General features: G+C 68.7%; 28 protein-coding genes and 2 pseudogenes. 13 read left to right on the top strand and 17 right to left on the bottom strand.

Going from position 1 to position 24,725, the window contains the following annotated elements; all coding sequences use genetic code 11:
• Positions 1-128 precede the first annotated feature (128 nt).
• From ACSDR0_RS37655 to ACSDR0_RS37670, 4 genes and pseudogenes are all read right to left on the bottom strand, one after another.
• A complete protein-coding gene (locus ACSDR0_RS37655) occupies positions 129-527 on the bottom strand; it encodes a hypothetical protein (RefSeq protein WP_435293787.1) in 399 nt (132 codons plus the stop codon).
• Positions 528-780: 253 nt separating this feature from the next.
• Positions 781-999, bottom strand: a pseudogene (locus ACSDR0_RS37660) (low temperature requirement protein A); the annotation flags it as partial.
• A gap of 120 nt (positions 1,000-1,119) precedes the next feature.
• Positions 1,120-1,728, bottom strand: coding sequence for a GNAT family N-acetyltransferase (locus tag ACSDR0_RS37665; protein WP_435293729.1), 609 nt, complete (start codon positions 1,726-1,728; stop codon positions 1,120-1,122).
• 8 nt (positions 1,729-1,736) lie between these two features.
• Entirely contained in the window at positions 1,737-2,237 is a 501-nt protein-coding gene (locus ACSDR0_RS37670; protein WP_435293730.1) for a MarR family winged helix-turn-helix transcriptional regulator, read from the bottom strand.
• A gap of 97 nt (positions 2,238-2,334) precedes the next feature.
• Between ACSDR0_RS37670 and ACSDR0_RS37675 the strand changes: the two genes are divergently transcribed.
• From ACSDR0_RS37675 to ACSDR0_RS37700, 6 genes are all read left to right on the top strand, one after another.
• Complete coding sequence (locus tag ACSDR0_RS37675; RefSeq protein WP_362864077.1) at positions 2,335-3,405, top strand: LLM class flavin-dependent oxidoreductase; 1,071 nt, start codon at positions 2,335-2,337, stop codon at positions 3,403-3,405.
• Positions 3,402-4,070 (top strand): NADPH-dependent F420 reductase, encoded by a 669-nt coding sequence (locus tag ACSDR0_RS37680; RefSeq protein WP_435293731.1) that lies wholly within the window; start codon positions 3,402-3,404, stop codon positions 4,068-4,070. The genes ACSDR0_RS37675 and ACSDR0_RS37680 overlap by 4 nt, the downstream gene beginning before the upstream one ends.
• A gap of 44 nt (positions 4,071-4,114) precedes the next feature.
• Complete coding sequence (locus ACSDR0_RS37685; RefSeq protein ID WP_435293732.1) at positions 4,115-5,059, top strand: pirin family protein; 945 nt, start codon at positions 4,115-4,117, stop codon at positions 5,057-5,059.
• 305 nt (positions 5,060-5,364) lie between these two features.
• Positions 5,365-5,922: a TIGR03086 family metal-binding protein gene (locus tag ACSDR0_RS37690; protein WP_435293733.1), complete on the top strand. Its 558-nt coding sequence runs from the start codon at positions 5,365-5,367 to the stop codon at positions 5,920-5,922.
• 19 nt (positions 5,923-5,941) lie between these two features.
• Positions 5,942-6,148, top strand: a complete 207-nt coding sequence (locus ACSDR0_RS37695) for a hypothetical protein (protein WP_435293734.1) — start codon at positions 5,942-5,944, stop codon at positions 6,146-6,148.
• Between the two features lie 157 nt (positions 6,149-6,305).
• Positions 6,306-6,914 carry an NmrA family NAD(P)-binding protein gene (locus ACSDR0_RS37700; RefSeq protein WP_435293735.1) on the top strand — a complete coding sequence of 203 codons (609 nt, stop codon included), beginning with the start codon at positions 6,306-6,308 and terminating at the stop codon, positions 6,912-6,914.
• A gap of 235 nt (positions 6,915-7,149) precedes the next feature.
• On the opposite strand, the gene ACSDR0_RS37705 is transcribed toward ACSDR0_RS37700, so the two are convergent.
• The 5 genes from ACSDR0_RS37705 to ACSDR0_RS37725 form a co-directional block, all read right to left on the bottom strand.
• Entirely contained in the window at positions 7,150-8,244 is a 1,095-nt protein-coding gene (locus ACSDR0_RS37705) for an N-acetyltransferase (protein ID WP_435293736.1), read from the bottom strand.
• Positions 8,245-8,259: 15 nt separating this feature from the next.
• Positions 8,260-9,462, bottom strand: coding sequence for a low temperature requirement protein A (locus ACSDR0_RS37710; RefSeq protein ID WP_435293737.1), 1,203 nt, complete (start codon positions 9,460-9,462; stop codon positions 8,260-8,262).
• A 96-nt stretch (positions 9,463-9,558) separates the two neighbouring features.
• Positions 9,559-10,131, bottom strand: a complete 573-nt coding sequence (locus ACSDR0_RS37715) for a hypothetical protein (RefSeq protein ID WP_435293738.1) — start codon at positions 10,129-10,131, stop codon at positions 9,559-9,561.
• A 310-nt stretch (positions 10,132-10,441) separates the two neighbouring features.
• The gene (locus ACSDR0_RS37720; RefSeq protein WP_435293739.1) at positions 10,442-11,320 is read right to left on the bottom strand and encodes a CPBP family intramembrane glutamic endopeptidase; all 879 of its coding nucleotides are present in this window, start codon (positions 11,318-11,320) and stop codon (positions 10,442-10,444) included.
• Positions 11,321-11,460: 140 nt separating this feature from the next.
• The gene (locus tag ACSDR0_RS37725) at positions 11,461-12,939 is read right to left on the bottom strand and encodes an alpha/beta hydrolase (protein WP_435293740.1); all 1,479 of its coding nucleotides are present in this window, start codon (positions 12,937-12,939) and stop codon (positions 11,461-11,463) included.
• Between the two features lie 150 nt (positions 12,940-13,089).
• Between ACSDR0_RS37725 and ACSDR0_RS37730 the strand changes: the two genes are divergently transcribed.
• Positions 13,090-13,794 (top strand): alpha/beta fold hydrolase, encoded by a 705-nt coding sequence (locus tag ACSDR0_RS37730; protein WP_435293741.1) that lies wholly within the window; start codon positions 13,090-13,092, stop codon positions 13,792-13,794.
• A gap of 3 nt (positions 13,795-13,797) precedes the next feature.
• Positions 13,798-14,694, top strand: a complete 897-nt coding sequence (locus ACSDR0_RS37735; RefSeq protein ID WP_435293742.1) for a DUF5996 family protein — start codon at positions 13,798-13,800, stop codon at positions 14,692-14,694.
• A gap of 66 nt (positions 14,695-14,760) precedes the next feature.
• On the opposite strand, the gene ACSDR0_RS37740 is transcribed toward ACSDR0_RS37735, so the two are convergent.
• On the bottom strand, positions 14,761-15,411 hold the full coding sequence (locus ACSDR0_RS37740; protein ID WP_435293743.1) for a hypothetical protein: 651 nt from the start codon (positions 15,409-15,411) through the stop codon (positions 14,761-14,763).
• 310 nt (positions 15,412-15,721) lie between these two features.
• Between ACSDR0_RS37740 and ACSDR0_RS37745 the strand changes: the two genes are divergently transcribed.
• Positions 15,722-16,576 (top strand): endo alpha-1,4 polygalactosaminidase, encoded by an 855-nt coding sequence (locus tag ACSDR0_RS37745; RefSeq protein WP_435293744.1) that lies wholly within the window; start codon positions 15,722-15,724, stop codon positions 16,574-16,576.
• A gap of 228 nt (positions 16,577-16,804) precedes the next feature.
• A complete protein-coding gene (locus tag ACSDR0_RS37750) occupies positions 16,805-17,143 on the top strand; it encodes a sigma factor (protein WP_435293745.1) in 339 nt (112 codons plus the stop codon).
• A gap of 34 nt (positions 17,144-17,177) precedes the next feature.
• On the opposite strand, the pseudogene ACSDR0_RS37755 reads toward ACSDR0_RS37750, so the two are convergent.
• The 4 genes and pseudogenes from ACSDR0_RS37755 to ACSDR0_RS37770 form a co-directional block, all read right to left on the bottom strand.
• A pseudogene (locus ACSDR0_RS37755) lies at positions 17,178-17,291 on the bottom strand (DNA-binding response regulator); the annotation flags it as partial.
• Positions 17,288-18,469 (bottom strand): sensor histidine kinase, encoded by a 1,182-nt coding sequence (locus ACSDR0_RS37760; RefSeq protein ID WP_435293746.1) that lies wholly within the window; start codon positions 18,467-18,469, stop codon positions 17,288-17,290. The gene ACSDR0_RS37760 and the pseudogene ACSDR0_RS37755, both read right to left, overlap by 4 nt.
• 131 nt (positions 18,470-18,600) lie before the next feature.
• Positions 18,601-18,780: a hypothetical protein gene (locus tag ACSDR0_RS37765; RefSeq protein WP_435293747.1), complete on the bottom strand. Its 180-nt coding sequence runs from the start codon at positions 18,778-18,780 to the stop codon at positions 18,601-18,603.
• Positions 18,781-18,837: 57 nt separating this feature from the next.
• Positions 18,838-19,110 carry a cupin domain-containing protein gene (locus ACSDR0_RS37770; RefSeq protein WP_435293748.1) on the bottom strand — a complete coding sequence of 91 codons (273 nt, stop codon included), beginning with the start codon at positions 19,108-19,110 and terminating at the stop codon, positions 18,838-18,840.
• Positions 19,111-19,254: 144 nt separating this feature from the next.
• Between ACSDR0_RS37770 and ACSDR0_RS37775 the strand changes: the two genes are divergently transcribed.
• The 3 genes from ACSDR0_RS37775 to ACSDR0_RS37785 all read left to right on the top strand — a co-directional run bounded on the left by ACSDR0_RS37775 (position 19,255) and on the right by ACSDR0_RS37785 (position 22,924).
• Entirely contained in the window at positions 19,255-20,862 is a 1,608-nt protein-coding gene (locus ACSDR0_RS37775) for an alpha/beta hydrolase (RefSeq protein WP_435293749.1), read from the top strand.
• A gap of 58 nt (positions 20,863-20,920) precedes the next feature.
• Positions 20,921-21,748, top strand: coding sequence for an alpha/beta fold hydrolase (locus tag ACSDR0_RS37780; RefSeq protein ID WP_435293750.1), 828 nt, complete (start codon positions 20,921-20,923; stop codon positions 21,746-21,748).
• A 180-nt stretch (positions 21,749-21,928) separates the two neighbouring features.
• Entirely contained in the window at positions 21,929-22,924 is a 996-nt protein-coding gene (locus ACSDR0_RS37785; RefSeq protein WP_435293751.1) for an NB-ARC domain-containing protein, read from the top strand.
• A gap of 23 nt (positions 22,925-22,947) precedes the next feature.
• Here the strand turns inward: ACSDR0_RS37785 and ACSDR0_RS37790 are convergent, their stop codons facing one another.
• From ACSDR0_RS37790 to ACSDR0_RS37800, 3 genes are all read right to left on the bottom strand, one after another.
• The gene (locus ACSDR0_RS37790) at positions 22,948-23,358 is read right to left on the bottom strand and encodes a (4Fe-4S)-binding protein (RefSeq protein WP_435293752.1); all 411 of its coding nucleotides are present in this window, start codon (positions 23,356-23,358) and stop codon (positions 22,948-22,950) included.
• The gene (locus tag ACSDR0_RS37795) at positions 23,351-23,782 is read right to left on the bottom strand and encodes a GNAT family N-acetyltransferase (RefSeq protein WP_435293753.1); all 432 of its coding nucleotides are present in this window, start codon (positions 23,780-23,782) and stop codon (positions 23,351-23,353) included. Before ACSDR0_RS37795 ends, ACSDR0_RS37790 begins: the two co-directional genes overlap by 8 nt.
• A gap of 702 nt (positions 23,783-24,484) precedes the next feature.
• Positions 24,485-24,691, bottom strand: coding sequence for a hypothetical protein (locus tag ACSDR0_RS37800; protein ID WP_435293788.1), 207 nt, complete (start codon positions 24,689-24,691; stop codon positions 24,485-24,487).
• Between the last annotated feature and the right edge of the window lie 34 nt (positions 24,692-24,725).

A 24,725-nucleotide genomic window follows, 5' to 3' on the forward strand; every position in this document is an offset into this window, starting at 1 on the left:
TGCTGAGCATGATGATCCTTTCCTGGAGAACTCGGCCACTCTAGCCTCGTCTCCCATATGCGCAGCGTGGTTCGGAAGAATGGTGAGGCGTTTGCGGGGGTTTCTCGCAGTGTGTGGCGGACGAAGCGCTATAGATCTGGCCGAAATGCCCCGGCACTCGGGCCTGGCTTCCTTCCGTGGCCACGCCGGTTCCCGTGGTGGACGTGGCTCGGCCTCAGGGTTCGCGGGCGCGGAGGTACGCTGTCCAGGCCGGCGGCGCCCTTGAGCATCAGGACGGTGTCCGGGCGGACGAGGAGCCGCAGCCGGCGCAGGACCGTACGGGGCAGCGACGTCAGCGGAGCGGCGAGGAAGGCGCGGTCCTCGGGAGCGAATCTCATCCTGACATCGGCGCCGAGTTGCCGTTCAAGAACGGTGATCTGGTGGCGAAGAGCGAGGATCTCGACGTCCTTGTCCCGATCGCCCATCGGCAGCAGCCGCAGTGCGGCGAAGGTGTTCGTGACGGCGAGATAGGCCAGGCGAAAGAGCACAGACGATCATCATGCCGCGCTCCGAGCGGCTGGGCATCACGCACGTCAGGCGACCCCCAGCAAGACCATGACCTGGCCGGATGACATCATCGGCAGGCACAGACTCGCCCCCGAACCGATCGCCGAGCTCGACGCGCTCGTGGGGTGAGCCGCGGGGCCGATCAGATCCAGCCGCGCTCTTCCGCGAGAAGTACGGCCTGCCGGCGGGTGTCGACGGCGAGCTTGCCCAGCACAGTGGAGATGTGGTTTCGGTGTCGAAGGACGTGGCGAACCAGGTGAAGTTCATCCAGGCCCACCAGATCCCGAAGAACACCAGACCGTAGGTGACCAGGCCGTCGAGCACGTGCCCCTCGGCCAGGGCGTGGTGCAGCTGTACGGCGGCGATGCTCACTGCGACGACGAAGACGAGGTCGAAGAACAGCTCGAGCATGCTGGCCGACCGGCCCGGTTCGTGGGGGTCGCGGGCCGCCATCGGGATGAGGCGGAACCTGCTCGTCCGACGCCGGGGGTACGGGCATCGTCGCGGGGCCCTTCCTGTCGCAAGCGCGAGAGGCGTCGTGGCGGATGGCTCTGGTGCGCGCTCGTGCACGGTTCAGCGCAAAGCGCGGAGGTGCTCCCGGCCCACAGGGTCGGTGACCTCGTCGAAGTCGTGGTGCGTGGAGAGCCACTTCTTGACGTAGGGGCAGACCGCCACGATGCGATATCCGGCTTGGGCGCTGGTGCTCAGTGCGGTGCGAGTGAGCGTGCCGGCGAGACCGCGGCCTTCGAATTCATCGAAGACCACCGTGTGGTAGAAGATGCGCTGCATCTCTCCGAAGTCCTTGTACATGGAGAACCCGGCGTGGGTGTCCTCGACGAGGACGTCGAAGCGACCCTTGTCGGGGTTGTCGCGGATGGTCACTTCTTGCTGGTTCTGATCGTTCATTGCTGTGGTCCTCTCGTTTTGGGAAGTGACGTATTTGGAGTACACCGTCGCGTTCGCGAAGTTCTCCACGTGAGTCACCGTCGCGCCGCTCGCCTCGGTCCACGAGTTCAGGTGGACGTCGTCGCGCATCTCCTTCAGATCGAGCGCGACGGTCTCGGCGTGGCCGTTCGGTATGACCCCGCCCTCCTCCACGACGAAGCTGCCCTGCGACGGCGAGTTGAAGGTGAATCTCACCTTCAGCCACCCCCTGTCGAATCTGCGGGTCTTGCCGGCCATCTGCATGGTCATGGAGTTCCCTTCTCCTGATGCACGCGCTGCGGCTCGAGGTCGAGGTGTCGGCGTAGCGCCTCAGTGAACTCGTCGACCTTCACCAGCTGTTCCGGGGAGAGCGCGTCGACGAAGAGCTCGCGCACGTCACGCAGGTGCGGCACCGAGCCGTGCCGGAACGACTCCGCTCCGAAGTCGGTCAGCCGCACGTCGATGCCGTGGACGTCGTCGGGGCACGGGGCTCGGCGTACGAGCCCGCGCTTCTCCATCCGCCCCAGGTGGTGTGACAGGCGGCTGCGTTGCCAGCCGATCAGTTGGGCCAGCTCGGAGGAACGCATCGTCCTCCGATCCGCCTCGCTCAGTGCGAGCAGCACTCGATAGTCAGCGGAGGACAAGGACGACTCGCTCTGGAGCCGTCCCTCCAGGAGGGTGCGCAATGTTTCGGCGGTCTCGATGTAATTGCGCCAGATGCGCAGCTCCTCACGCGTGGGCATCGCGCGGCGCTTCTTCTGCGCCATGGCACCTCCCGGAATTGACACGTCAACTCTGCACGTTACAGGATTGACACGTCAATCCCAATCACGGTGAGACCCGGATCCCGCAAGGAGCGAACCCATGACCGACAGCACCGCCGTCCAGTTCGGTATCGACAGCTTCGGCGACCTACCTCGCGACGATCAAGGAAATGTCGTCTCCCATGGTCAGGCGATCCGCGCTGTCGTGGACGAGGCGGTCCTCGCCGACCAGGTCGGCGTGGATGTCATCGCCCTCGGTGAGCACCACCGCCCCGAGTACTCGATCTCCACTCCCGAGACGGTGCTGGCCGGCATCGCCACCAGGACCGAGCGCATCCTCCTCGCCTCGGGTGTGACAGTCCTGTCCTCCGACGACCCGGTGCGCGTCTTCCAGCGTTTTGCCACGGTCGACGCGCTCTCGAACGGGCGCGCCGAGGTGATCCTGGGCCGCGGGTCGTTCACCGAGTCGTTCCCGCTGTTCGGGTATGACCTGGCTGACTACGAGATCCTCTTCGAGGAGAAGATCGACCTGTTCCACAAGCTGCTGGACGAGGGACCGGTCACGTGGGAGGGCACCACGCGCGCTGCGCTCAAGGACGCCGACGTGTTCCCCAAGACGGAGTCCGGGCGGCTGACGACCTGGGTCGGTGTGGGCGGGTCGCCCCAGTCCGTCATCCGGACCGCGCGGTACGGGTTCCGGCTCATGCTCGCGATCATCGGCGGTGCGCCCGACCGCTTCGCCCCGTACGTCGACCTGTACCGGCGCGCCACGGAACAGCTGGAGACCACCGCCTACCCGGTCGGGGTGCACTCGCCCGGCTTCGTTGCCCAGACCGACGAGGAGGCCAAGCGACTTTTCTGGCCTGGCTACAAGGAGATACGCGACCGCATCGGCGCCCTGCGCGGCTGGCCCCCTGTGCGGCGTGAGGAGTTCGAGGCCGACGTCGAGCACGGCTCCCTCTACGTCGGTTCGCCCGAGACCGTCGCGCGCAAGATGGCCCGTGCCATCCGCACGCTCGATGTCGGGCGCTTCGACCTGATCTACTCCGCCGCCGGCTCCGTCTCGGCCAGCGACCGTCTGCGCGCCGTCGAACTGTACGGCACCAAGGTGATCCCAATGGTGCGCGAGCTGCTCGCCGAGGAGCCCAGCACGCTGGAGGTGGCCCGATGACGGTGCGCACGGCCGTACGCACCATCGGCGTCCTCGGGGCCGGCAAGGTGGGCACGGTCCTGGCCCGCCTCGCTCTCGCCGCCGGGTATCGAGTACTCGTCGCGGGGTCGGGGGACCCCGCGAAGATCGCCCTCACCATCGACGTCCTGACGCCCGGCGCCACCGCCGTCTGGTCCGTCGAAGCCGTACGGGACGCCGACGTCGTGATTCTCGCCCTCCCGCTCAGCAAGTATCGCGCGCTCCCGACCGACGAGCTGCGCCACAAGCTCGTCATCGACACCATGAACCACTGGTGGGAGGTCGACGGGCCCCGCGAGCGGTTCCTCGCGCCCGGCGTCTCCTCCAGCGAGGAGGTGCAGCGTTTCCTCGACGGTGCACGCGTCGTCAAGGCCTTCAACCACATGGGGTACCACGACCTGGAGGACGAGGGCCGGCCCGCCGGGGCACCGGGCCGCAAGGCGATCGCGGTCGCCGGTGACAGCGAGGCGGACGTTACCGAGGTCGCGGCGCTCGTCGATGACCTGGGCTTCGACCCCGTGCCTATCGGACCTCTCGCCGAGGGTGTCCGACTCGAGCCGGGCACCGCCGCCTTCGGCGCCAACGTCCAGGCCGCCGAGCTCCGACTTCTGACCCAGGCAGCCGTGCACAACCCGATCGCGGAGTGATCCAAGTGAGCAATCCGGAAGCGGCCTCGGAAGTGATGCGGTCCATGACACAGGTCGGAAGCACCACCGGGGTCGAGGTGCTCTCGGCCCGCGACGTGCCCTTGGGCGGACCGCGGGCCTTGCAGGTGCGGCGCACGATTCCCCAGCGGGCTCGGACACTGATCGGCGCCTGGTGCTTCGCCGACCACTACGGACCGGTCGAGGTGCCGGCGGGCGGCATGGACCTACCGCCGCATCCCCACACGGGGCTGCAGACGGTGAGCTGGCTCTTCAGCGGCACCATCGAGCACCGCGACAGCCTCGGCACCCACTCGCTCATCCGTCCGGGAGAGCTCAATCTCATGACCGGCGGCCACGGCATCGCCCACTCCGAGGTCTCCACTGCGGACACCACGGTCCTCCACGGCGTCCAGTTGTGGGTGGCCCTGCCCGACGCGGATCGGGAAGCCGGGCGTGACTTCCAGCACCACGTGCCGGAGCCCGTACAGATCGACGGGGCCGAGCTGCGGGTCTTCCTCGGCTCAGTGGCAGGCGAGACCTCTCCGGTGCGGACGTTCACACCCCTGCTGGGTGCGCAGCTCGACCTCGAGCCGCACGCCACGGTCACGCTGTCCATCGACCCCGGATTCGAGCACGGCCTGCTCGTCGATGCCGGTGACGTACGCCTGGATGGTACCGCGGTCCCCGCAGGGGAGCTCGGCTACGTGGCGCCGGGCATCGACATCCTGACGGTGACGAACCGCTCGGACGGTCCGGCACGCACCATCCTGCTCGGTGGCCCGCCGTTCGAGGAGGAGATCGTCATGTGGTGGAACTTCGTCGTCCGTGACCACGAGGAGATCCTGCGAGCCCGCCAGGACTGGGAGGCCGCTTCGGACCGCTTCGGAAGCGTCGAGGGCTACCACGGGCACCGCCTTCCCGCGCCGCCGGTGCCGGACGTGATCATCACGCCACGACGTAACCCGCCGGGCCGCACCGATCGGGCATGAGGGGCATCGCGCCAACGACAGCTCCTCCAACGCCGGTCATGCCCGGGGACCCGGAACCTCGCCATGGTCCTGCCTCCGCTCGAATCCACTGCACGCCCCGCTGGCGCCGATGATGCCGCCCCGCCCTGTGCAACCGCCTGCTCTGGATGCGCGATGCGGCGGCCGTCGTTGTGCGGCGTCGCATCGCCGTTCCGCTTCTTCCGGCTCGGAGCGGCGAGGGATCGACCGGCGGCGCCGACGGCACTTGACCCTGTTGCCGGAACACGGTGTTGAATGCCCGCGTGATTTTGACTTTGCTCGGTGACTTGGCGCGGGTAGCGGCCGACACCACCGCGGAGCAGTACGCGCTGCCGACTCCGTGCGACGGGTTCGACGTGCGGCGACTGCGGCAGCACCTCACCGGCGGACTGACCTACTTCGACGCCGCCTTCGGCGACCCTGGCGCCGAGGAGCGAGGAGCGGACCCGCACACCTACTCAGGGCCCGACCAGCTTGAGGCCGTCCTCCCTCGGCTCTCGGCGACTTTGCGATCCGCGCTGGCGGCCGGGGTCGAGACGACCATCGTGAACGTGCCTCACCTCGGTGGAGCGTTTCCCGGCGCCGTGGTCCTGGACATGCTGCTGATCGAGGTGATCACTCACGGCTGGGACATGGCCACCGCGGCGGGTCTGCCCTGGAAACCGGACGAGGCGACCTGCGAGCGGGCACTCGCCTTCTACCGGGCGACGCTCAAGCCCGAGTGGCGCGGCCCCGGCATGGCGTTCGGCCCGGAGTACGCGGTCTCGCCCGATGCTTCTCCGGTGGAACGGGTCGTCGCTTTCGCCGGCCGTGACCCTGGTTGGTCGCCGGCAACCCACCGGTAAGGGCCCGCCGATCCATAGGATGCTTGGCACCAGGGGTGCGAGCCGGCCCTGGGTGAGCCCGGAGGCGAACTGCAGGATCAGGAGAAAACCGACGACCGACGCCACGCCGGAAAGGGCCGCGGTCGAGCGCCGCTTCATCGCGATGCTCGACGCGCCCGCGACGCTGCTCGCACGCTGCCGCCGATGGTCGCCGGCCGGCGTCCTGCTCTTCACCGCTGAAGTATGACGCACCGCTCGAAACCTTGACCTGGTGGTGAGAACAGGGTGTCGTCTGGTCCGGACTGAACGACAACCTGCTCCGACTCACTTCTCAGTACCCCAGGGGGATCAGCAATGTTCGTCAGGAACACGTCCGTGATCGCCGGGAGCGCAACGTGGCCGGCATGACCGACATCAGCAAAACCGTCGTCGTCCTGGGCGCCACGGGGCAGCAGGGAGGATCGGTCGCCGCTGCGCTGAGGGCCGACGGCTGGGCAGTCCGCGCGGTCGTGCGCGATCCGTCCGGCCCCCGGGCCCGGTCCCTATCCGCCGCCGGCGTCGAAACCGTCCGCGGTGACCTCGCCGATCCGGAGTCGCTCCGCGCTGCCTTCTCCGACGCCCACGGCGTCTTCAGTGTCCAGCCGAACTCCGGCCAGGCCGGCGCCGAGGTGACCAACGAGGACGAGGTCCGCTTCGGCACGGCGGTGGCCGACATCGCCGAGCGCTGCGGCGTCGCCCACCTCGTCTACAGCTCGGCGATCACTGCGGGCTCGACGACGGGCGTCGACCATCTCGGCACCAAGAGCCGGACTCTGCCGGACAATGTGCCGCCGACGTTGCGCTGGTCGTTGACCGAGAACATGCTCAACACCGATCCGCCGGACCACACGCGGCTGCGGCGGCTGGGCAACAAGGCGTTCACCCCGCGTACGGTCGTGCGGATGCGTGCACCGTCGAGCAGGTCGCCGGTGGGCCGGCCGACGCCATGGGGGACGCCGGCGAGGTGGATCTGATCGACGCCTTCGCGTTCCCGTTGCCCATCACCGTGATCTCCGAGCTGCTCGGGGTGCCGCACGAGGACCGGGACCGGATGCGGGACTGGTCCAAATGGAAGGGGAGGTCGCTCTGCGTACGCTGCTCGGCCGTTTTCCGAAGATCGAGCTCGCGGCGGCCGCCCCCGGATTGCGATGGCGGTCGAGCTCACTGGTCCACAGCCTTCGGACGCTGCCCATCCGATACGAGCGCTGATCAAGGGGCGGGCTTCGTGCCGGTGACGACCCAGATCGTGAGCACCGCGAGCAGCGTGCCGTCGGCGACGGCCCGGTCCACCTCCGCCAGCCACGGCTCCGCGGTCTCGCCCAGATTCAAGAGAGGGCCTTGCAATACGGCGCGGTCCACGACGGACATCAGGGCGGCCGCCTCGGCATAGTCGGTTATCGCGACGGTGACCGGCTCGGCACTGACGTCGGCGAGACCGGCCGTGACCAGTCGGCGGCGCAGCGTGCGCCCGGTGGACGTCGCGGCCGGCAGCGCCGGAGCGAGCTTTCGGTACGCCTCACCCAACTGCGGCGTCCCGTCGAACAGCATGGACTCCCAGTCGGTGTCGATCAGGCACACCCGGCCGCCGGGACGCAGCACCCGCACCATCTCGGCGATGGCGGCATCGGGATCGACGACGTGTTGCAACACGCGCTCGCACCGGACTCCGTCGAAATGATCGTCCGGGTACGGCAATGCGAGCGCGTCTCCCTGGTCGTACCGCACCACCGCGGCGTCCGCTCGCTCGCGGGCGAAGTCCACGGCGGCCTGCGAGTTGTCGACGCCGATCACCTCACCGGCCGGGCCGACCAGTGCTGCGAGGTCGCGCACCACCTCACCCGCGCCCGAGCCCACGTCCAGCAGCCGGCCAGGATCCTGGAGGTCCCATGCCTCCAGCGCCCTTCGGCGGACTCGACGGATCGTCGGCAATTGGGCGGCCACCTCTATGTGCCGCAACAGGAAGCGCCGATTGTCGGCGCTCTGTTCGTCCAGAGCGGTGAAGGGGGTTCGTACGTTGTTCACGCACAGCAAGTCCTGGTACTCGGGGTGCCGGGCGATCCACCCCGTGTAGAACGGGCAGATCGCCAGCACCCGCAGGTTCGCGGCGCGAGCCTCGTCAAGGGAAGCGCGGGCCAGCGCTGCTCCTACTCCCTTGCCTTCGTATTTCGCAGGAACTTCGGTGTGTACAAACGCAACGAGCTCCGCCGTGCGAATGTATTCCGCGATGCCCGCCAACTCGGTCTCTCCTTCTTGCCGGGCCTCGTACCGTTTGGCCTCGGGAACGTTTATAACTTCGACTGCCATGTGCCCTCTATTTGTCTACTTCGGGGTCGATGTCATCAGAGCCGCAGGGTGAGCTTGTGGCGTGCGGTTCAGAGGCTTCTGCCAGATCAGGGCGGCCACCACACCGGTGAGGATGACGGCGGTGAGCGCGAACGGGATCGGGATGAGAGGGTCGATGAGGACGAGGACCCCTCCGACCGGCACGATGATGTTGATGTGGCTCCCGGCGCTGCGACGCATCACGAGCAGCCAGATCCCGAGGATGAAGACGGCGATCGGAATGGTGTAGGCGAAGGACGCGACCACCGGGTCGAGCTCACTGTGGCCGGTGATGACATCGACCTCGGCTTCGATTCCGGCGGAGAGCGCGCCGGCCGCGGCGAAGATGAAGTAGTGACCGTAGCCGTAACCGAGCGAGAGGCCCAGACCGCTGATGGCGGTGTGGTGCGGTGCCCAGAAGTACACCCACCACAACGCGGCCGTGACGACGAGCGTGAGCACGGCCACCCTGATCAGCGGCCCGAGTGTGTCGCCCTCATGAAGCGCCTCGATGATCGCGTTGGCCGAGGCCAGCAGACTCTCGCCCAGCAGGATGAGGGTGAACAGGCCGAACCGTTCGCTCAGATGGTGCGGATGCCACGGGGTTCTGGCCCGTCGTTCCGCGGCGACCGGCACAGCGAGCTCGGCCCCAATCAGGACGATCACGGCGACCCAGAACGCGGCGGCGGGCAGGAGCAGAGAGGCCAGCCAGAGCATCTGAACGACGGCGATCCCGATGGCGTAGGTGGTGGTGGACCGGCGGGTGTCCCCGGCTGAGCGTGAGGCGCGCATCCATTGCGCGACGAGCGCGATGCGCATCACGACGTATGCCAGCATCAGTACGACATAGTCCTGGTCCTCGAACGCCGCCTGTATGCCGGAGGCGAGCACGAGCACGCCGCCCATCTGAACGATGGTCAACAGTCGGTAGAGCCAGTCGTCGGTGTCGAACGAGGTGGCGAACCAGGTGAAGTTCATCCACGCCCACCAGATCCCGAAGAACACGACGGCGTAGTTGACGATGCCGTCCAACAAATGCGCTTCGGTGAGCTGGTGGTGCAGCTGGACGGAAGCGATGCTGACCGCGACGACGAAGACCAGGTCGAAGAACAGCTCCAGTGACGACGCGGTCCGGCCGGCCTCGTCCGGGTCGCGTGGCCACATCGGCACGAGCCGGTAGCGAGACGTGGGTGCATTCATATGGGCTCACCTAGGTCGACTCGTCGGGGCCCCAGTAGAGACCCTGTTGCCAGAACAGGGTCAACCGCCGTTGTTGCGAGGGTCCGGGGTGACGTCTCATCGCCCGGCTCCTACGGCCCACGCCTCATCCACGACGGCTTCACGCATGCGCAGGAAGTCTCCGCTTCGCCCGGCGAGAGAATCAGCCAGGAGCGAGGCCTGATTCAAGACTGACGCCATACCGATGCCGTGAACAGGGTTGTAGGTCGCCACGGCATCACCGATATCGACGAGGCCGGCCGGAAAACGGTCGAGATCCGCGATCCGGCGACGACGGCTGTCGGTGTAGAAGTATCCTTCGGCTTCGCCTACCTGCTCGCCCGCGGTGGCCCTCCGGAAGATCTCCGGCAGCCCGGCGCAGACCGCCCGGAGGTCCTTGACAGTCGCCTTCTTAGGGTCACGGCCATAGGCCACTCCGACAACCTGCCAGAGGTCTCCCTCGATCGCGTAGACAGCGACAGCGACAAGCCCCTGGCCGTCGGCGCCCGGCGTGAACTGGTCGAGCGCGCACGATATCTTCGGACGGAGGTCGTCCGGGGACCGTCTGAACAGCGCGGTCGTGTAGCCGATGCCGACAGGAACCCGTTGCACGGGCGGAGCCGGAAAGCCGCCCTGCTCGAGCCAGCGCACCAGGCTGTGGCTTCCCAGTCCGCCATCGGCTCGCTGTTCGTGAACAGGCTGTGGTGTCCGGGCGGGGCCAGGACGGCGCCACGCGCGACGGCGTCGTCGGTGAATCCAGGGAACCAGTCCTCGAGCTTCTCCAGCGCTGCGGGCTGAAGGAAGTGACCGTGCCTGCCCTGCGGAACGGAGGTGTGCCCGACCGCCCCCGGGGCGAGCACATCCCGCTCGAGAAGCACCACCCGTCGCGCGTGGTCAGCCGGTGTTCGCGCCGTCGGCAGCCCGGCGAAGCTCGCACCGATGACGCAGGCGGTTTCGATCGTCATGTCCGGCTCGAACCGGCCTGAGCGGTCAGCGGTCCGGTGCGCCGAGTGGTGAGCCAGACGATCACCACGGTGACGAGGACGACGGCGCTCGGGATGAGCGTGGCGGCGGTCGCGGCTCCGGCATCACGGTCGGTCACGACGCTGTTCAAGTCGGACCGCATGGCGATGGAGAAGACGAAGCCCAGCGTGTTCCACAGCGCGTGCAGGACGACCGCGATCTCCAGGCCGCCGGTACGCCAGGTGACGAGCCCTGTGCCGATGGCCAGCACGACGTACCAGAGATTCAGCCACGCGTCGCTCGCCCCGTGGCTCGCCGTGAAGGCCACCGCCATCACGATCAGGCCGACGACGAGACCCGATCGGCTGCCCCGGGTCCAGCTTCCGGCGACCCGGAAGATGAGCCCGCGGAACCCGTACTCCTCGCCCGCGGCCTGCAACGGGGTGAGCAGCAGGGTGGTGGCCAGCAGCCACAGCACATCGGTGTCCGACCACACGCTGCGCGGCTCGGGTGCCAGGTAGTCGCTCACGACCAGGGTCGCGACCCAGACCGGAAGGATGAGCAGCAATGCGCGGCCGAACACGTCGAAGCGGAAGCGCGAGAACACCGAGTGGAGCGACGCCCCCGGTACGCCGTAGAGCCAGCGCTGAATGACCATGCTCCACGGGAGAAGCAGCGCCAAGGAGAACATCCCGACCGCGTGCGTCAGCGGAGTGTAGGAGCCGTCGCTGCCACGGTCGTCCAGAGCGGCAGCGCCCACGGACAACACGACGCTGAAAACCAGCATGCCGCCGAGCAGGAGCACGATCGCGAGGATGCCGCGACCGACGCGGCGACGCTCCCCCGCGAGGACGCGGTGGTATTCGACGTTCCCCATGTGTTGTCCCCTTTCGAATTGTGGGGACCATGAGAAACCGTGTGCTGGCGACACAGGCAAGATCCGTGAACCCCGGCTGCCCACCGCAGGCGGATGACGGGCCGGGCGGTGGATCCGCCAGACCCGTCACCGCAGGTTGTTCAGCTGGGCCGGCAGGTGGTGTCGCGGGCCGGCATCTTGCCCTCGACCAGCCAGTCCGTGGCGATGTGGAGGGCGCAGGCGTTGGTGTGGACGAGGAGGACGCCGTGGCCGCTCTCGTCGGCGGTCACCAGCTTGGCGCGCGAGGCGAACTTGTCGCGCAGCAGCTTTCCGCCCACCCACGGGGTCACCGGGTCGTGGCGGTTCTGCAGGATCAGGATGTTGGCCGGGCCCTTGGCGTCGACCTTCACCGCAGGCTCGTACGGCTCGTGCTTCCAATAGGCACAGGGCGTGATGTTGGCGGTCGCGGCGCCGAACAGCGGGTACCGCTTGCGGTCCTCGGCGACGGCCCGGCGGTAGGTCGCCACGTCCTCGGGCCAGTTGACGTCGTTGCAGGTGGTCGCGAGGAACGTCGTGAGGGCGTTGTCGATGGGGTTCGCCGGCGCCGCTTGCCTGGTCGCCGGGGCTTCGGCCGGGTTGAGGTACGTCTGCAAGGTGCGCGCTGCCCGCCCGTACGACAACTCGCTGTAGAGGCCGGCGAAGGTGAGGTACCGGACGACGGCGCCGTCAGCACCGTCCGGCGCGGGGGTCTTGTCGAGCCGCTCGGTGATCCGCAGGAAGGTCCGGCGGACCTGCTGCGGCGTACGACCCAGGCCGTACGAGTCGTGCCGGGTCGCCACCCAACGGGCGAAATCGGGAAACGTCTGCTCGAAGCCGAGCCCGAACCGACGCATGCCCGCCGGGTCGAGGTGGGTGTCGCCGACGTTGCTGTCGAAGACGATCCGGTCGGTGGTCTTCGGGAACAAGGAGACGTACGTCGCGCCGAGGGCCGTGCCGTAGGACGCTCCGTAGTAACTGGCCTTCTTCTCACCGAGCGCCGCCCGGACCCGATCCAGGTCGCGAGCCGTGTTCGCCGTGGTGATGTGCCGCAGCCGGCCGTCCTTGTCGGTGGCGGCGCACTTGTCGGCCACCTGCTTCGCGATCGCGGCCTGCCGGGTCACCGCGGCGTCGTCGGCCGCGTACGGCGGAACGTTGGCCCAGTACGGATCCTCGAGCGTGAAGCCGCAGCTCATCTTCGTCGAATGCCCGACCCCCCGGGTGTCCATGCCGATCAGGTCGTACGCATCCGATACGGTGGTCGGCAGGCCCCGGCTGACCAGGAAGGCGCCCTGGTCGATCCCGATGCCGCCCGGGCCGCCCGGGTTGAGCAGCAGGATGCCGCGCCGCTTGGCCGGGTTGGTGCTGGCGATCTTCGAGATCATGATCTCGATCTGCTCGCCGTCCGGGTCGCGGTAGTCCAGGGGTACGGGGATCTTCGCGCACTGCACCGCGACCGGCGCCGGCATCACGACTTCGGCCGGGCACGCTTCCCACGTCAGCTCGGGTGCGGCTTGCCGGGCCACAGCAGCCGGCCCGGCCACGACAAATGTGCCGAGCAAGGCGATCACCCCGATCAGCACAGCGCCACGTTTTCGGTACATGTACAACCTCCTGCGTCGTCCGTCGGCATTCGGTGTCATGCGACACCATGTCGCGGGAACACAGTCAAGGTCTTGACCCTGTTCGGAGAACATGGTTTCTGCTGGGCCGGAGCCGCGACCTGTCCTGCCGGCCCGATGAAAGGAACTGAAGTGAAACCCACCATCGTTCTGGTGCACGGCGCGTTCGCCGAGTCCGCCAGCTGGGGCGGCGTCATCCAGCGCCTGCTCGACGACCGCTACCCGGTCATCGCCGCGCCCAATCCGTTGCGCAGCCTGTCCGGGGACGCCGCCGTCGTCTCCAGCATCCTGAGCACGATCGACAGGCCGGTCGTGCTCGTCGGCCACTCGTACGGCGGGGCGGTCATCTCCAACGCCGCCGTCGGACACGACCACGTCAAGGCGCTCGTTTTCGTCGCCGCCTTCGCGCCCGAAGCCGGTGAGAGCATCGGCGCGTTGTCCGGCAAGTTCCCCGGCAGCACCCTGGGCGCGACTTTGCAGGAGGTCCCCCTGGCCGACGGAACGGTTGATCTGTACATCCAGCAGGAGAAGTTCCACCAGCAGTTCAGCGCCGACGTCCCGGCCGAGCGGGCCGTCATCGACGCGGCCGCTCAACGCCCGCTGAACACCACCGCGCTCAACGAGGGATCCGGCGACCCGGCGTGGACGAGTGTGCCGTCCTGGTTCATCTACCCGGAGCTGGACTACAACATCCCGCTCGAGGCTCACCGCTTCATGGCCAAGCGGGCCGGCGCTCGCGCCGCCGTCGAACTCGCCGGCGCGTCGCACGCCATTCCCGCGTCGGAACCGGTCGCGGTCGCCGAGATCGTCCTCGATGCCACCCGATCGATCGGCTGAACCGTGGAGAAAACGATCACCAACTTGTGGCCCCGGCTGCGCGTGGCCGACTGGACCGAGACCCGCGACACCCTGCACATGTGGACCCAGATCGTCGGCAAGATCCGGATGGCGTACACGCCGTCGGCCAACCACTGGTGGCACGTCACGCTCTATCCCACGGCCCGCGGCCTGACCACCTCGGCCGTGCCGTACGACAAGGGCGTCTTCGACATCGAGTTCGACTTCGTCGACGAGCGGCTGCGCGTGCGCACCAGCGACGGCGGCTCGCGCGATGTGGTTCTCGAACCGAAGCCCGTCGCGACGTTCTACGGCGAGACGCTCGAGGCGCTGGCCGCGCTCGGCCTGAAGCCCAGCATCCACCCCGTGCCCAACGAGGTCGAGCTCGCGATCCCCTTCGCCGAGAACGACCGGAACTGCTCGTACGACGGGGAAGCCGCACGACTGTTCTGGCGGCAGCTGCTGCAGGCCGAGCGGGTGATGAGCCGCTTCCGCTCCGAGTTCGTGGGAAAGGCCAGCCCGGTGCACTTCTTCTGGGGTGCGATGGATCTGGCATACACCCGCTTCTCCGGTCGGGTCGCCCCGCAACACCCGGGCGGCGTGCCCAACTGCCCGCCGTGGGTCATGCACGAGGGCTACTCGCACGAGCTGGCCAGCTTCGGTTTCTGGCCGGGCGGTGGTGAGGAAGGCGCCTTCTATGCGTACGCGTATCCGGAACCGCCGGGCTACCGGGAGCGCACGGAGGCGTACTTCGACAAGACCCTGCAGGAGTGTGTGCTTCCGTACGAGAAGGTGGCCGAGTCAGCCGATCCCGACGCGACACTCCTCGACTTCCTCCGCGCAACCTACGGTGCCGCCGCCGACCTGGCCGCCTGGGACCGCTCGGCCGTGGAGGCGTGACCGTCGCGTCCCCTGGACGGGGGTTCAGGGGACGCGACGCCGGCCGCCGAGCCTTGCCCGCCGCCGTCAGCTGCCGGGCTGGGCCGGAGCGCTGCCGTTGTCGACGAATGTGTAGACGGTGCGCAGGGGCGCGTCGCTCAGCTTCTCGGCGATCAGTCCTCGCTCGGCGGAGATTTGCAGGTAGGCGCCCTGGTTGCTGATGCCGTACCCGTCGGTCGCCGCTTCGGGGGCCTTACGGATCCGGAAAAGTTGCCCTTGGCGGCGGGTGTCGCAGGCGGCGGCCACGACGGTCAGCGGGTTCGAGCCGTTATCGCGGATGCCCAAGCAGGACGGTTCGCCGCCGGCGCCGGCCTTGGCGGTGCGGATCTGGTGGAGGCCGTCACGGACCGGCACGAACACGAACAGGGTGAAGTTCGACGGCCCGTCGGTGAGGTTGAGCCGGCCCTGGGCGTCGAGGGCCAGGATGCCTTCGGCCTCTTGTGTCGGCCGGATGACGACCTGCCGCTCCCCCCGAAGGATGGGTCCGTTGCCGCTGCTACCGCCTCCGGGCGCGTCGGGTGTCCGGCTGGTGCGGGTGGGCTTCGAGGCCGAGGTCGTCGTGGCTTCGGCCGGGGAGGTGACCGACAGCGACGACGACGAGGGCGCTGCTGTTGCTCCCGCCGCGTCGGTCGTCTCGCCGGTACCGCAGGCGTGCTGGGTGAGGACAAATCCGGCCAACAGGACGGCACTGATGACAGTGCGAGAGCAGGACATGACAGTCCTCTCGGGTCGAGACGGGATCGGTCGGCTGAGCCGCAGGACTTGCTTCCCGCTGCGGTGAGTGGTCGATGCTTGTCCAGCGGCCCGGCGGCGCTGGGGCCTCAGTGGAAACCCTGTGCAGACCACACGGTCAAGCCCGGCCTCTCGTGGCTCGATCCGCATTCATTGCGATCCGCGCGAGAAGTGAACACGGCCTCGATCTCGTCCGTTGATGGTGCGAAACGTGATCGCGTCCAGCCGGTCAGATCCTGAAACATTGGAGTCGCACGTGGCTATCGCATCTCGCCGGATCCTGGCGCTTGCCCTGGGCGCCGCTATCACCGCGGGTGGCATCATCGCCACTCATACGGCGCAGGCTTCCACAACGTCTTCGTCCGACGCGGTCGTGCCGTCCACCGCGGCGGTCTCGCCGCCCACCCCAAACGCGGTGTTCGATTACCAGATCGGCGGCGCCTACGACAATCCGGCCGCCAAGGTCGTCAGCCGGGACAGGCAGGACGAGGCCGACCCCGACCTCTACAACATCTGCTACGTCAACGCTTTCCAGACCCAGCCGATCGCCTCGGAGGTGCAGGACTGGCGCAACCGCGGCCTGACGCTGAAGAACGCGCAGGGCGAGGAGGTCATCGACGGCGAGTGGCGGGAGATCCTGCTCGACATCACCACCGACGCCAAGCGGCGGGCCGTCGCGAGTGTCGTGAACGGCTGGATCGACGGCTGCGCGGACGCCGGTTACCAGGCCGTCGAGCCGGACAACCTGGACGCGTTCGACCGGTCCGAAGGGCTGATCGACGTCCAGGACACCGTCGCATACCTCCGCCTTCTGATCGAGCACGCGCACAGCCGCGGGCTGGCGATCGCCCAGAAGAACGCCCTCGGAGACCCGGAGGACGGCGGTATCGGCAGCGCCGGCCGTGACGCCGGGCTCGACTTCGCCGTGGTCGAGGAGTGCGGCCGGTGGAAGGAATGCCCCGGCTACCAGGAACTGTACGGCGACAACATGGTCGTGATCGAGTACACGGCCACGGGTTACAACAACGCCTGCGCGACAGTGGGCGCCAAGGTCGCCGTCGTCCGACGGGACATGGCCGTCACGCCGAACGGAACCTTCCGAGCCTGCTAAGCTGACAAATCCGACTTCCTCGAGACCGACGCACCGTCCGGACGGCTGGGTCCCGCCTGGGTCCTTCTGGGCCTTTGGGCTCATTCGTCCAGGCCTTCCGGGACATTACCGTCCGCGGCAGCACCGGCCGGCACGCCGCCGGTGGCGTCGACAGCGGAGGGAAGACCGGCGATGTGCGTCGCCGTATGCACCAGGCCTGAGACCGCCCCGCCGGCGCGGGAACAGCGGATGCGCGACCTGTTCATGGCCACGGCGGTTCCCCTGCGGCGTTACCTGGTGCGGCTCACCCAGGGCCAGCCGGAGGCGGCCGAGGACCTGCTCCAGGAGACGGTGCTGCGGGCTTGGCGCAAGGTGGACGACCTGCCCAAGGAAGCCGAGTCGCTGCGCCGCTGGATCTTCACTGTCGCCCGTAACGTGGTGATCGATGCGGTCCGGACCCGGATGGCGCGGCCGGCCGAGGTCTACAGCGATCACGGGCCCTGGACCGCGACGGTCGACGACGACATCGATCGCCTGCTCGATCGCCAGGTGCTGCGGCGATCGGCATGCGGTGGTCCAGCAGCGTGACCGCCGGGCGCAGGCGTTGCGCGGCCGACAGCGCGGTGCGCCCGTCGGACGCCTCACCGACCACCCGGATGTCGTCGTCGCCGTCGAGGTAGGTGCGGATGGCGGACCGGACGATCGGGTTGTCGTCGACGATCAGCACGTCGATCATGCGGCGAACATCCGCTCGGCCGCGGCCGGTACGTCGGCCGTGATCACGGTTCCGGACCCCGGGCGGGATCTCACCTGGAGGGTTCCGCCGACCGTCTCGGCCCGCTCGGCCATGCCCACCACCCCGAACCGGCCCTGGGCGGACAGGTGGGAAAGGTCGGCGGGCAGGTCGAAGCCGGCGCCGTCGTCGCGAACGGTCAGACGTACGGGGCCGCCGACCTGGTCGAGCGTGACCTCGACCGCCGACGCCTCAGCATGCCTCTCCACATTGACCAGCGCCTCGTGCAGGATCTGTGCGAGCTCGTAACGGGCGGCCAGTGACGGCTCCACCGGTGCGGTCGTCAACCGGACAGCGATGCCGGTCGACCGGCTCCAGTCGTCGCCGACACCGTGGACGGTCCGGCAGAAAGGTTGGTCGGGCACATCACGGCGCAGCGCGGTGAGGAGCTCACGGGCCTCGCGGACGGCGGCGTCGGCGCCCCGCGAGACGGTGGCGGCCAGTTGCTCGGCGAGAGCCGGTTGCCGGCGCAGCGAGGACGGCAGCGCCACGGCGGCGAAGGACACCCCGCGGAGCGTCTTGGCCACCGAATCGTGCAGCTCGCGGGCGAGCCGGGCCCGCTCGGAGGCGGCCGCCGAGCGCTGCGCGGCGACCGCCATCGCTATGGAGGCCTGCATGTATCGATACAGCGCGGCTGTCAGCATCGCAGCGCCGACCCCGTACACCAGCGCGAGCATCGGCGCGGCGACGAGGAACGGCGCGACCTGCTCGCGGGCCACCAGCGGAAGGTCCCGGAGCAGCTGGACGGCGACGGACAGCCCGATCACGGTGTGGGCGATCCACAACATCGCGCCGACCGTGCCCAGCAACACCCCGGCCAGCGCGGCGGATCCGGCGGCGAAGCAGAAATACGCCACCCCGCCCTGATCGGTCAACAGGACGGCGGCCGTGGCCGCGGCGTCGACCGCGACCACGGCGACGCGATGGCGCAGGAGAGCCGGATGACGACTGATCAAGGCCAGCGCGACGATCGTGACGACGACGATCAGGGCCAACGTCAGGCCTGCGGCCGTCACGTCCGCGCTCAACCGGATGGTCACCACCGTGGCGACGGTGGCGGAGACGAGTCGTCCGATCAGGACCGCCCGCAGGATGGCGGTCGCCACGATGAACCGCTTCATCACCGGGGCAGGCTCTCCTTGGACTGGGATGGGGGGAGTGCGCGGGCCACGGTACTCACTAGAATTTTGCTTGAGCAAACATCAGTTTCCGACGGACCGATGCCGTTGAAGCTACTTGAGCCCATCCCGGCTCAGTCGGGGTCCGGCAGCACGTCGGTCTGATAGCGAGCCAGCGTGGGCAGCACCTCGGCCACCTTCTCCGGGCCCCAGGCCCGCGGCTGCTCGCCGGCGCGGGGATCGTCTCCCATGTCCAGGAACATGCCTTCGGGGCCGCCCGGCGAGTACATGAAGACCATCCGCGCGGTGTGCACGGCGCGGTTGGTGAAGGAGTGCCGGATGCCCGCGGGAACGAGGACGAAGTCACCCTGTCACGCGGTGAATCGCTGGTCGCCGTCCAGGAACTCGAGTTCGCCGGAGAGAAGGTAGAACGCCTCGGTCTCGCTGCTGTGCGCGTGCGGAGAAGAGCCGCGCCCTGGTGGAACGGTCGCCTCGATGAAGCCGAGGGCCCCGCCGGTGTTCCCCGCGGTGGCTTTCACCGTGTACACGTCGCCCGACACCCATTTGGTGATGCCTTGGTCGGCGGGTACGTACATCACGCCGCGCCGGTGGTAACGCGGATCGTCGGGGTCGATGCCCGGCAAGGAGAAGCTCACGGCTCCATTGGGCCACCGTCGGCATTGACGGGACGTTGACGAAATCTGCACAGGGACGGCAGCGGAGTGTCCGGCTTGACCCGGTGGCGGGAACATGGTTTTGACTTGCGGGGACGAAGGGGAGTCCGCCCTGTGCCCAGAACGAAGATTGACCAGCTCTTCGCGCGGCGAGCCCGGGTATTCCGCCGCTCCGGCCTCTCTGGTCTCGTACTTTCGATCTGCGCGATTTCGGCCATGGGCTGCACGCCGGCAGAGAATGAGCAACCCACGTCGGCCGCCAGTTCGTCAGCGGCCGACCTGACGAAATTCTATTCTCAGAAGCTGGACTGGTCGGGCTGCGCCGAGTTCGCCACCAGCAAACGGGAAGCGGAGATTCTCGCGGACCCCAAGGCCCAGTGCGCACGGTTGTCGGTTCCGCTGGACTACGACGACCCGAAGGGCGCCACCGCGTCCGTCGCGGTCCTGCGCGTCAAGGCGCGGGGGGAGTCGAAGGGCTCGGTGGTCTTCAACCCGGGCGGCCCGGGCGGCTCCGGCGTGTTGGGCGGGCTGGCCGTGAGCCGGGGGCTGGCCAAGAGCCGCATCTCCGAAGCCTTCGACATCGTCGGCTTCGACCCGCGCGGTGTCGGTGCCACCAAGCCGGCTGCCGACTGCTATTCGGAGAAAGGCACGACGCGGGGGGACAAGGTGTTCCCCACGTTGACCTTGACCGTCGATCTGACGGAGGAGGACACCCGCGCGGTGTTCGACCGCTGCGCCGAGGGATCCGGGGGCGCGAAGGGGCTCGCTTCGATGGGCACCCGCACGACCGCTCGCGACATGGACGTTCTGCGAGCCGTTCTGGGCGACGAGAAGCTGACCCTGCTCGGCCAGAGCTACGGTACCCGGCTCGGCTCGGTCTACGCCGAGCAGTTCCCGCAGCGGGTGCGGGCGATGATCCTCGACGGCGCGTTCGATCCGGGGCTGGGCACGATCGAGCGGCGACTCGCCGCGTACGGCGGGTTCCAGCGAGCGTTCGAGGTGATGGCGGCCACCTGCGCCAAGGACGCCTCGTGTCCGCTGGGGACCGACCCGAAGGCCTGGACCTCGAGATTCCAGGCGCTCGTGCAGCCGCTGCGGGACAAGCCCGTGCCCGCGCTGGGCCAGGAACTCGACTTCGACGGGGCCGTCGGCGGTGTGATGGCGGGACTGTACAGCCCGACGCTGTGGCCCACCGTCGTGCGCGGCCTGAACGAGGTGCGGCAGGGGCGCGGCGACAGTCTGATGCGTCTGGTGCAGGACCTCGGCGGCGGTGCGGCCGACAACGCGGTGAACGGCAACGTGACCGAGGCCCTCTTTGCGATCAACTGCATGGACGAGCGGCGCCTCACCCCGCAGGACGTCGCCCAGTTGCGCGCCCGGGCGTTCGAGGTCGCTCCCTTCATGAGCCCGGGCGGCGACGTCGGGCGGGGCGCCCGGGACGGATGCGAGTTCTGGTCGGCGCCGCCGACTCTCGGCATTCCGTACGCCCAGAACATTCAAGGCCTTCCGAAGACGCTCGTCATCTCGATCACCGGTGACCCGACGACCCCGCACGCAGGCGGCGTCAAACTCGCCGAGACCCTCGGCAGTGCTTTGCTGACCGTGAAGGGTGAGGGGCACACGGTTGTCTCCAGCGGGGCCAACACGTGTGTCGACAAGATCGCCGCCGACTATCTGATCGATCTCAAGCTGCCGGAGCCGATGCCGGAATGTTCGGTCTGAGCCGGCGGAAAGGCGGTGTTGTGTTGATGACGAACTCAGGGTCGGCAGCATGCGACCGATGATTCTCGTTCACGGCGCGTGGCACGGCAGTTGGTGCTGGGCGTCGGTCACGCCCCACCTGGCCGCTCGTGGCATACCGTCGGTCGGGGTGAACCTCGCGGGGCACGGCTTGAACGGCCGGCCGCCGTTCGCCCGCTCGGCGCGGCCCTTCGATCCGGCGGCGCTGGCCACCGAGCTCTCGCCGGTCGCCGGCGTCAGCGTGCGCGATGCCGCCGAGGCGCTCGTCGACCGGATCCGGCTGGCCGGAAACGGCGAGCCCTGCGTCGTCGTCGCGCACAGCCTCGGTGGCGTGATCGCGACCGCCGCCGCCGAGCTCGCTCCCGAGTTGTTCGCCCACCTCGTCTATCTCAGCGCGTACGTCCCTGTCGCCGCGTCCGTGGCCGAACTCGCCGCGAGTTACCACTCCTTTGACCGGGTGCTGGTCGCCGACCCCGCGGTGGTCGGCGCGCTGCGTCTCGACCCGGTGAACCCTGCCCTCCGGGATGAGATCCGGGAGCTGTTCTACGGCGACGTCGACGTGTCGGCGGCCGAGGCGGCCATCGCCTTGCTCAGCAACGACGCGCCCGCGCAGTTCGCCGCCGAGAAGGTGACGGTGACCCGGGAGCGCTTCGGCGCGGTCCCACACTCGTACATCGTTTGTGCCAAGGACAACGCGATCCCGGAGGTCCTGCAGCGCCGCCTGGTGCGGGTCATCGACGCCGCTTCCGTCGCGGCGACGGGGGTGGTCACGCTGGACAGCTCCCACTCCGCCTTCCTGTCCCGCCCGGCGGAGCTGGCCGGGGTCCTCGCGGAGGCCGAACGGGGCGGGGGCTCTTGGAGCCGCTGAGGCCGACGATGGCACCGGAGCCGCAGGTTCCGCTCGGACTGCGCTTTCTGGTGCTCGGCCCTGCAGAAGATACATGCCCGGGTTCTCGCCAGGGATCCGGATCTGCTGGCCACCCAGTCTCCGGCCGCGCGCGTCACCCCCGCGCAACTGCCGGCCGACCTGCCCGACTTCGTGGGCCGGGTGGACGAGCTCCGCACGCTCACCGACGCGCTGCGGCCCACCGGTTCCTCCGTCCCGATGGTCGGTATCGACGGCATCGGAGGCGTGGGGAAGACCGCGCTCGCCGTCCACGCCGCGCACCGGATCGTCCGGCGGTTCCCGGACGGGCAGATCGTGGTGGACGGCGACGCCGTGGGAACCGCGTTCGACGCGCTCGCCGGCATGATTCGCGCGCTGACCGGGGCCGCCGTGCCGGATTCCCTGGCGGAGCGTACAGCGGCGTGGCGCTCGTTGACGGCCGGGCGGCGCATCCTGCTTGTCCTGGACGGCGTCCGGGACGGCTCCCTGATCCGGCACGTGATGCCGGGCGCGGGCGGGGCGGCGGTGCTGCTGACTTCGCGGCAGAAGCTGGTGGAGGCGGCCGGGGCGCGCTGGCTCACCCTGGGCCCGCTCAGCCCCGACGAGACCGAACGGCTGCTGGGAGCGATCATCGGCGAGAGCCGGCTCCGGGGCGAGCCCGAGGCGGCCCGGCGGATAGCGCAGGGCACGGCCGGACTCGGGCAGGCCGTGCGCGCGGTAGGTCTGCGGCTTGTCGCCCGCCCGCAGTGGAGCCTGACCAAGGCGAGTACGCGCATTCTCGTCGAGATGCCGGTAGCCCGGCTGCGTGCTGCGGAGTGCGAGGAGATCGACTCGCCCTACGCGGAGGCCATGAGCCTGCTCGCACCCGATGCGGCGCGTACGCTCCGGCTGCTCGCGGTGTCGCGGGGCTGGGAGATCACCGTGCCTGTCGTGGCCGCGCTGCTCGTGGTGCCCGAGACCCATGCCGAGGACCTGCTGGAGGCGCTGGCCGACGCCCATCTGATCGAGGCGGACGGCGACGGCGGGTACCACTACCTGAATCCGGTATGGAACTTCGCCCATCGCAGGGCGTTGATCGACGACGGCCCGGACGACGTACGAGCTGTGCTCTCGCGGTGGCACGCGTACCGCGTCAGTATCGCGTCGCCGGGGCGATGACGAGTACGCGCGCTCGGCGGCCGTCAGGTGCTGCGGCACGCGTTGTCGCAGAACGGTCGCTTCACTGATCGGCCGCAAGCGCACAGCGTCATCCGATATTTCGGGTGAGGTCGCGGGCCGGGGCCGGTCAGCGTCAGGTTGCCGTGCAGCAGGATCTGCCCGCGCTCGTTCGCGGTCACGACGGTGGGGTCGGGCGGTGTCTCCTCGACGCTCCCGTCGTGCCGGGTGTATTGCAACGCGCCGCTGGGGCAGCGTTCCACGACGGCGGCCAGCGCGGCGGCGCCGGCGTTGTCCGGGGCGATCCAGGGCCGTGCGGAGACGTCGAACACCTCCGGGAGCCCCCGCACGCACTCGGCGAAATGCAGGCACCGGCCGCCGTCGAACGTGACCGTGATCTCGGATCCCGGGTACGACTTCAGGTTCGGCTCACTCATCGTGCTCGCCCAGGACGGCGCGGGAGCCCTGGCCGCGACGGGTCAGATCCTGATACTCCGGGTGGATCTTGATGAACCTCGCGAAGAACGGGCACGCCGGCACCACCGACAGGCCCCTTCCGCGTACGTCGTCGAGGGCCTGACGCGCGAGCCGGCTGCCCAACCCTCGTCCTTCGTAGGCGATCGCCACCTCGGTGTGGATGAAGACGATCCGCTCCTTCTCGAGGTAGTAGACGGCGAAGCCCGCGAGATCGCCGTCCACCGCGATCTCGTAGCGGTGCTGTGCGGGATTGTCGCGCACGTCGACGTTGTCGCTCATGGTGTCCTTTCGGTGGGGCGGCCGACAGCGGGACCGGTTCCGTCGTCCGCCGTTCCGCGATCCCGAAGTGGCGCACTCGCCCCTCGGTCCGTTGTCAGCTAACACCGTGTGGTTGGAACACCGTCAAGCCCCACCGGTCGGTACGCGGGCGGGTCTTTAGAGGCGGCGTTCTTCGAGTTTCATGGCGATCAAGAGCGCGAGGGCCGCGGCACACCAACCCGAGGGGGCCGACGGATCGTTGTCCCCGGCGCTGTGCGGAGAATTCGTGCTGCGGGAGGGCACGTCTTCGGCCTCGATGCAAGAGGAGGCGACGTGCCTGTCGACGATCGTCGGTTCCATGGTGCCCCCAGTTTCATGGCTTGTCCCTCTGAGGCTGGCCCGTTCGCGCCGCCGTCGAATCAGTCAAATTGCTGGTGTCCGCGGTCGCGAACATTGTTGAGTTCCGGACGATCCTCGGGGCATGCTCGGATGCGGCAGCGAACCGTAACCGGGCGCGGCGTCGCGACGCCGGCTTGACCCTGTTGCTAGAACATACTTTTCAATCGACGATAAGATCGAATTCGGAAAGTGGCACTTCATCGGGTGGGGGCGGCACATGAGGACCACTTCGCGCGGTGGCTCGAGCATGCCGTCCCTCAGCGCCGGCTCCGGGCGGCTCGACGATCAGCCGGGCCGGCGCGCTCGCCGGGCGCTGGAGGCTCCCGTGGGGGTACGGCCGGAGTACGCCAGAAACACACCGCGTGGTGTGGAAAGGGCCCGGACTGTTGGCGCGAGCGCTGGTGGTGCCAAGCGACCTGAGCACGAAGGTCAGCGGCGGCCACCGGTCTGGAGCACGACGAACTCGGTGTGTGCCTGCTCGACGGCCTCGGGGTAGGTCTGCTTCTTTTCGTGCTCGGCCAGGGCCCGGTAGATGCTGGCCAGGGCCGGGTTCTCGCCCTTGCGCTTCCCGGTGGGGATGATCAGATCCTTGTGGATGTCTTCGACGCGTTCCCCGGCCGCCTTGCGGCGCAGCACGGTGTGCAGTGTCGTCGGTGATGACCGGGGGTCG

The sequence above is a fragment of the Streptosporangium sp. G11 genome (assembly GCF_051192615.1).
Classification (GTDB): Bacteria; Actinomycetota; Actinomycetes; order Streptosporangiales; family Streptosporangiaceae; genus Streptosporangium.

Excerpts from the sequence above, each read along its gene's own strand:
- ACSDR0_RS37665 (WP_435293729.1), bottom strand. The coding sequence starts at position 1,728 with ATGGCCGGCAAGACCCGCAGATTCGACAGGGGGTGGCTGAAGGTGAGA.
- ACSDR0_RS37670 (WP_435293730.1), bottom strand. The coding sequence starts at position 2,237 with ATGGCGCAGAAGAAGCGCCGCGCGATGCCCACGCGTGAGGAGCTGCGC.
- ACSDR0_RS37675 (WP_362864077.1), top strand. The coding sequence starts at position 2,335 with ATGACCGACAGCACCGCCGTCCAGTTCGGTATCGACAGCTTCGGCGAC.
- ACSDR0_RS37680 (WP_435293731.1), top strand. The coding sequence starts at position 3,402 with ATGACGGTGCGCACGGCCGTACGCACCATCGGCGTCCTCGGGGCCGGC.
- ACSDR0_RS37685 (WP_435293732.1), top strand. The coding sequence starts at position 4,115 with ATGACACAGGTCGGAAGCACCACCGGGGTCGAGGTGCTCTCGGCCCGC.
- ACSDR0_RS37695 (WP_435293734.1), top strand. The coding sequence starts at position 5,942 with ATGCTTGGCACCAGGGGTGCGAGCCGGCCCTGGGTGAGCCCGGAGGCG.
- ACSDR0_RS37700 (WP_435293735.1), top strand. The coding sequence starts at position 6,306 with ATGACCGACATCAGCAAAACCGTCGTCGTCCTGGGCGCCACGGGGCAG.
- ACSDR0_RS37705 (WP_435293736.1), bottom strand. The coding sequence starts at position 8,244 with ATGGCAGTCGAAGTTATAAACGTTCCCGAGGCCAAACGGTACGAGGCC.
- ACSDR0_RS37710 (WP_435293737.1), bottom strand. The coding sequence starts at position 9,462 with ATGAATGCACCCACGTCTCGCTACCGGCTCGTGCCGATGTGGCCACGC.
- ACSDR0_RS37720 (WP_435293739.1), bottom strand. The coding sequence starts at position 11,320 with ATGGGGAACGTCGAATACCACCGCGTCCTCGCGGGGGAGCGTCGCCGC.
- ACSDR0_RS37725 (WP_435293740.1), bottom strand. The coding sequence starts at position 12,939 with ATGTACCGAAAACGTGGCGCTGTGCTGATCGGGGTGATCGCCTTGCTC.
- ACSDR0_RS37750 (WP_435293745.1), top strand. The coding sequence starts at position 16,805 with ATGCGCGACCTGTTCATGGCCACGGCGGTTCCCCTGCGGCGTTACCTG.
- ACSDR0_RS37760 (WP_435293746.1), bottom strand. The coding sequence starts at position 18,469 with ATGAAGCGGTTCATCGTGGCGACCGCCATCCTGCGGGCGGTCCTGATC.
- ACSDR0_RS37780 (WP_435293750.1), top strand. The coding sequence starts at position 20,921 with ATGATTCTCGTTCACGGCGCGTGGCACGGCAGTTGGTGCTGGGCGTCG.
- ACSDR0_RS37790 (WP_435293752.1), bottom strand. The coding sequence starts at position 23,358 with ATGAGTGAGCCGAACCTGAAGTCGTACCCGGGATCCGAGATCACGGTC.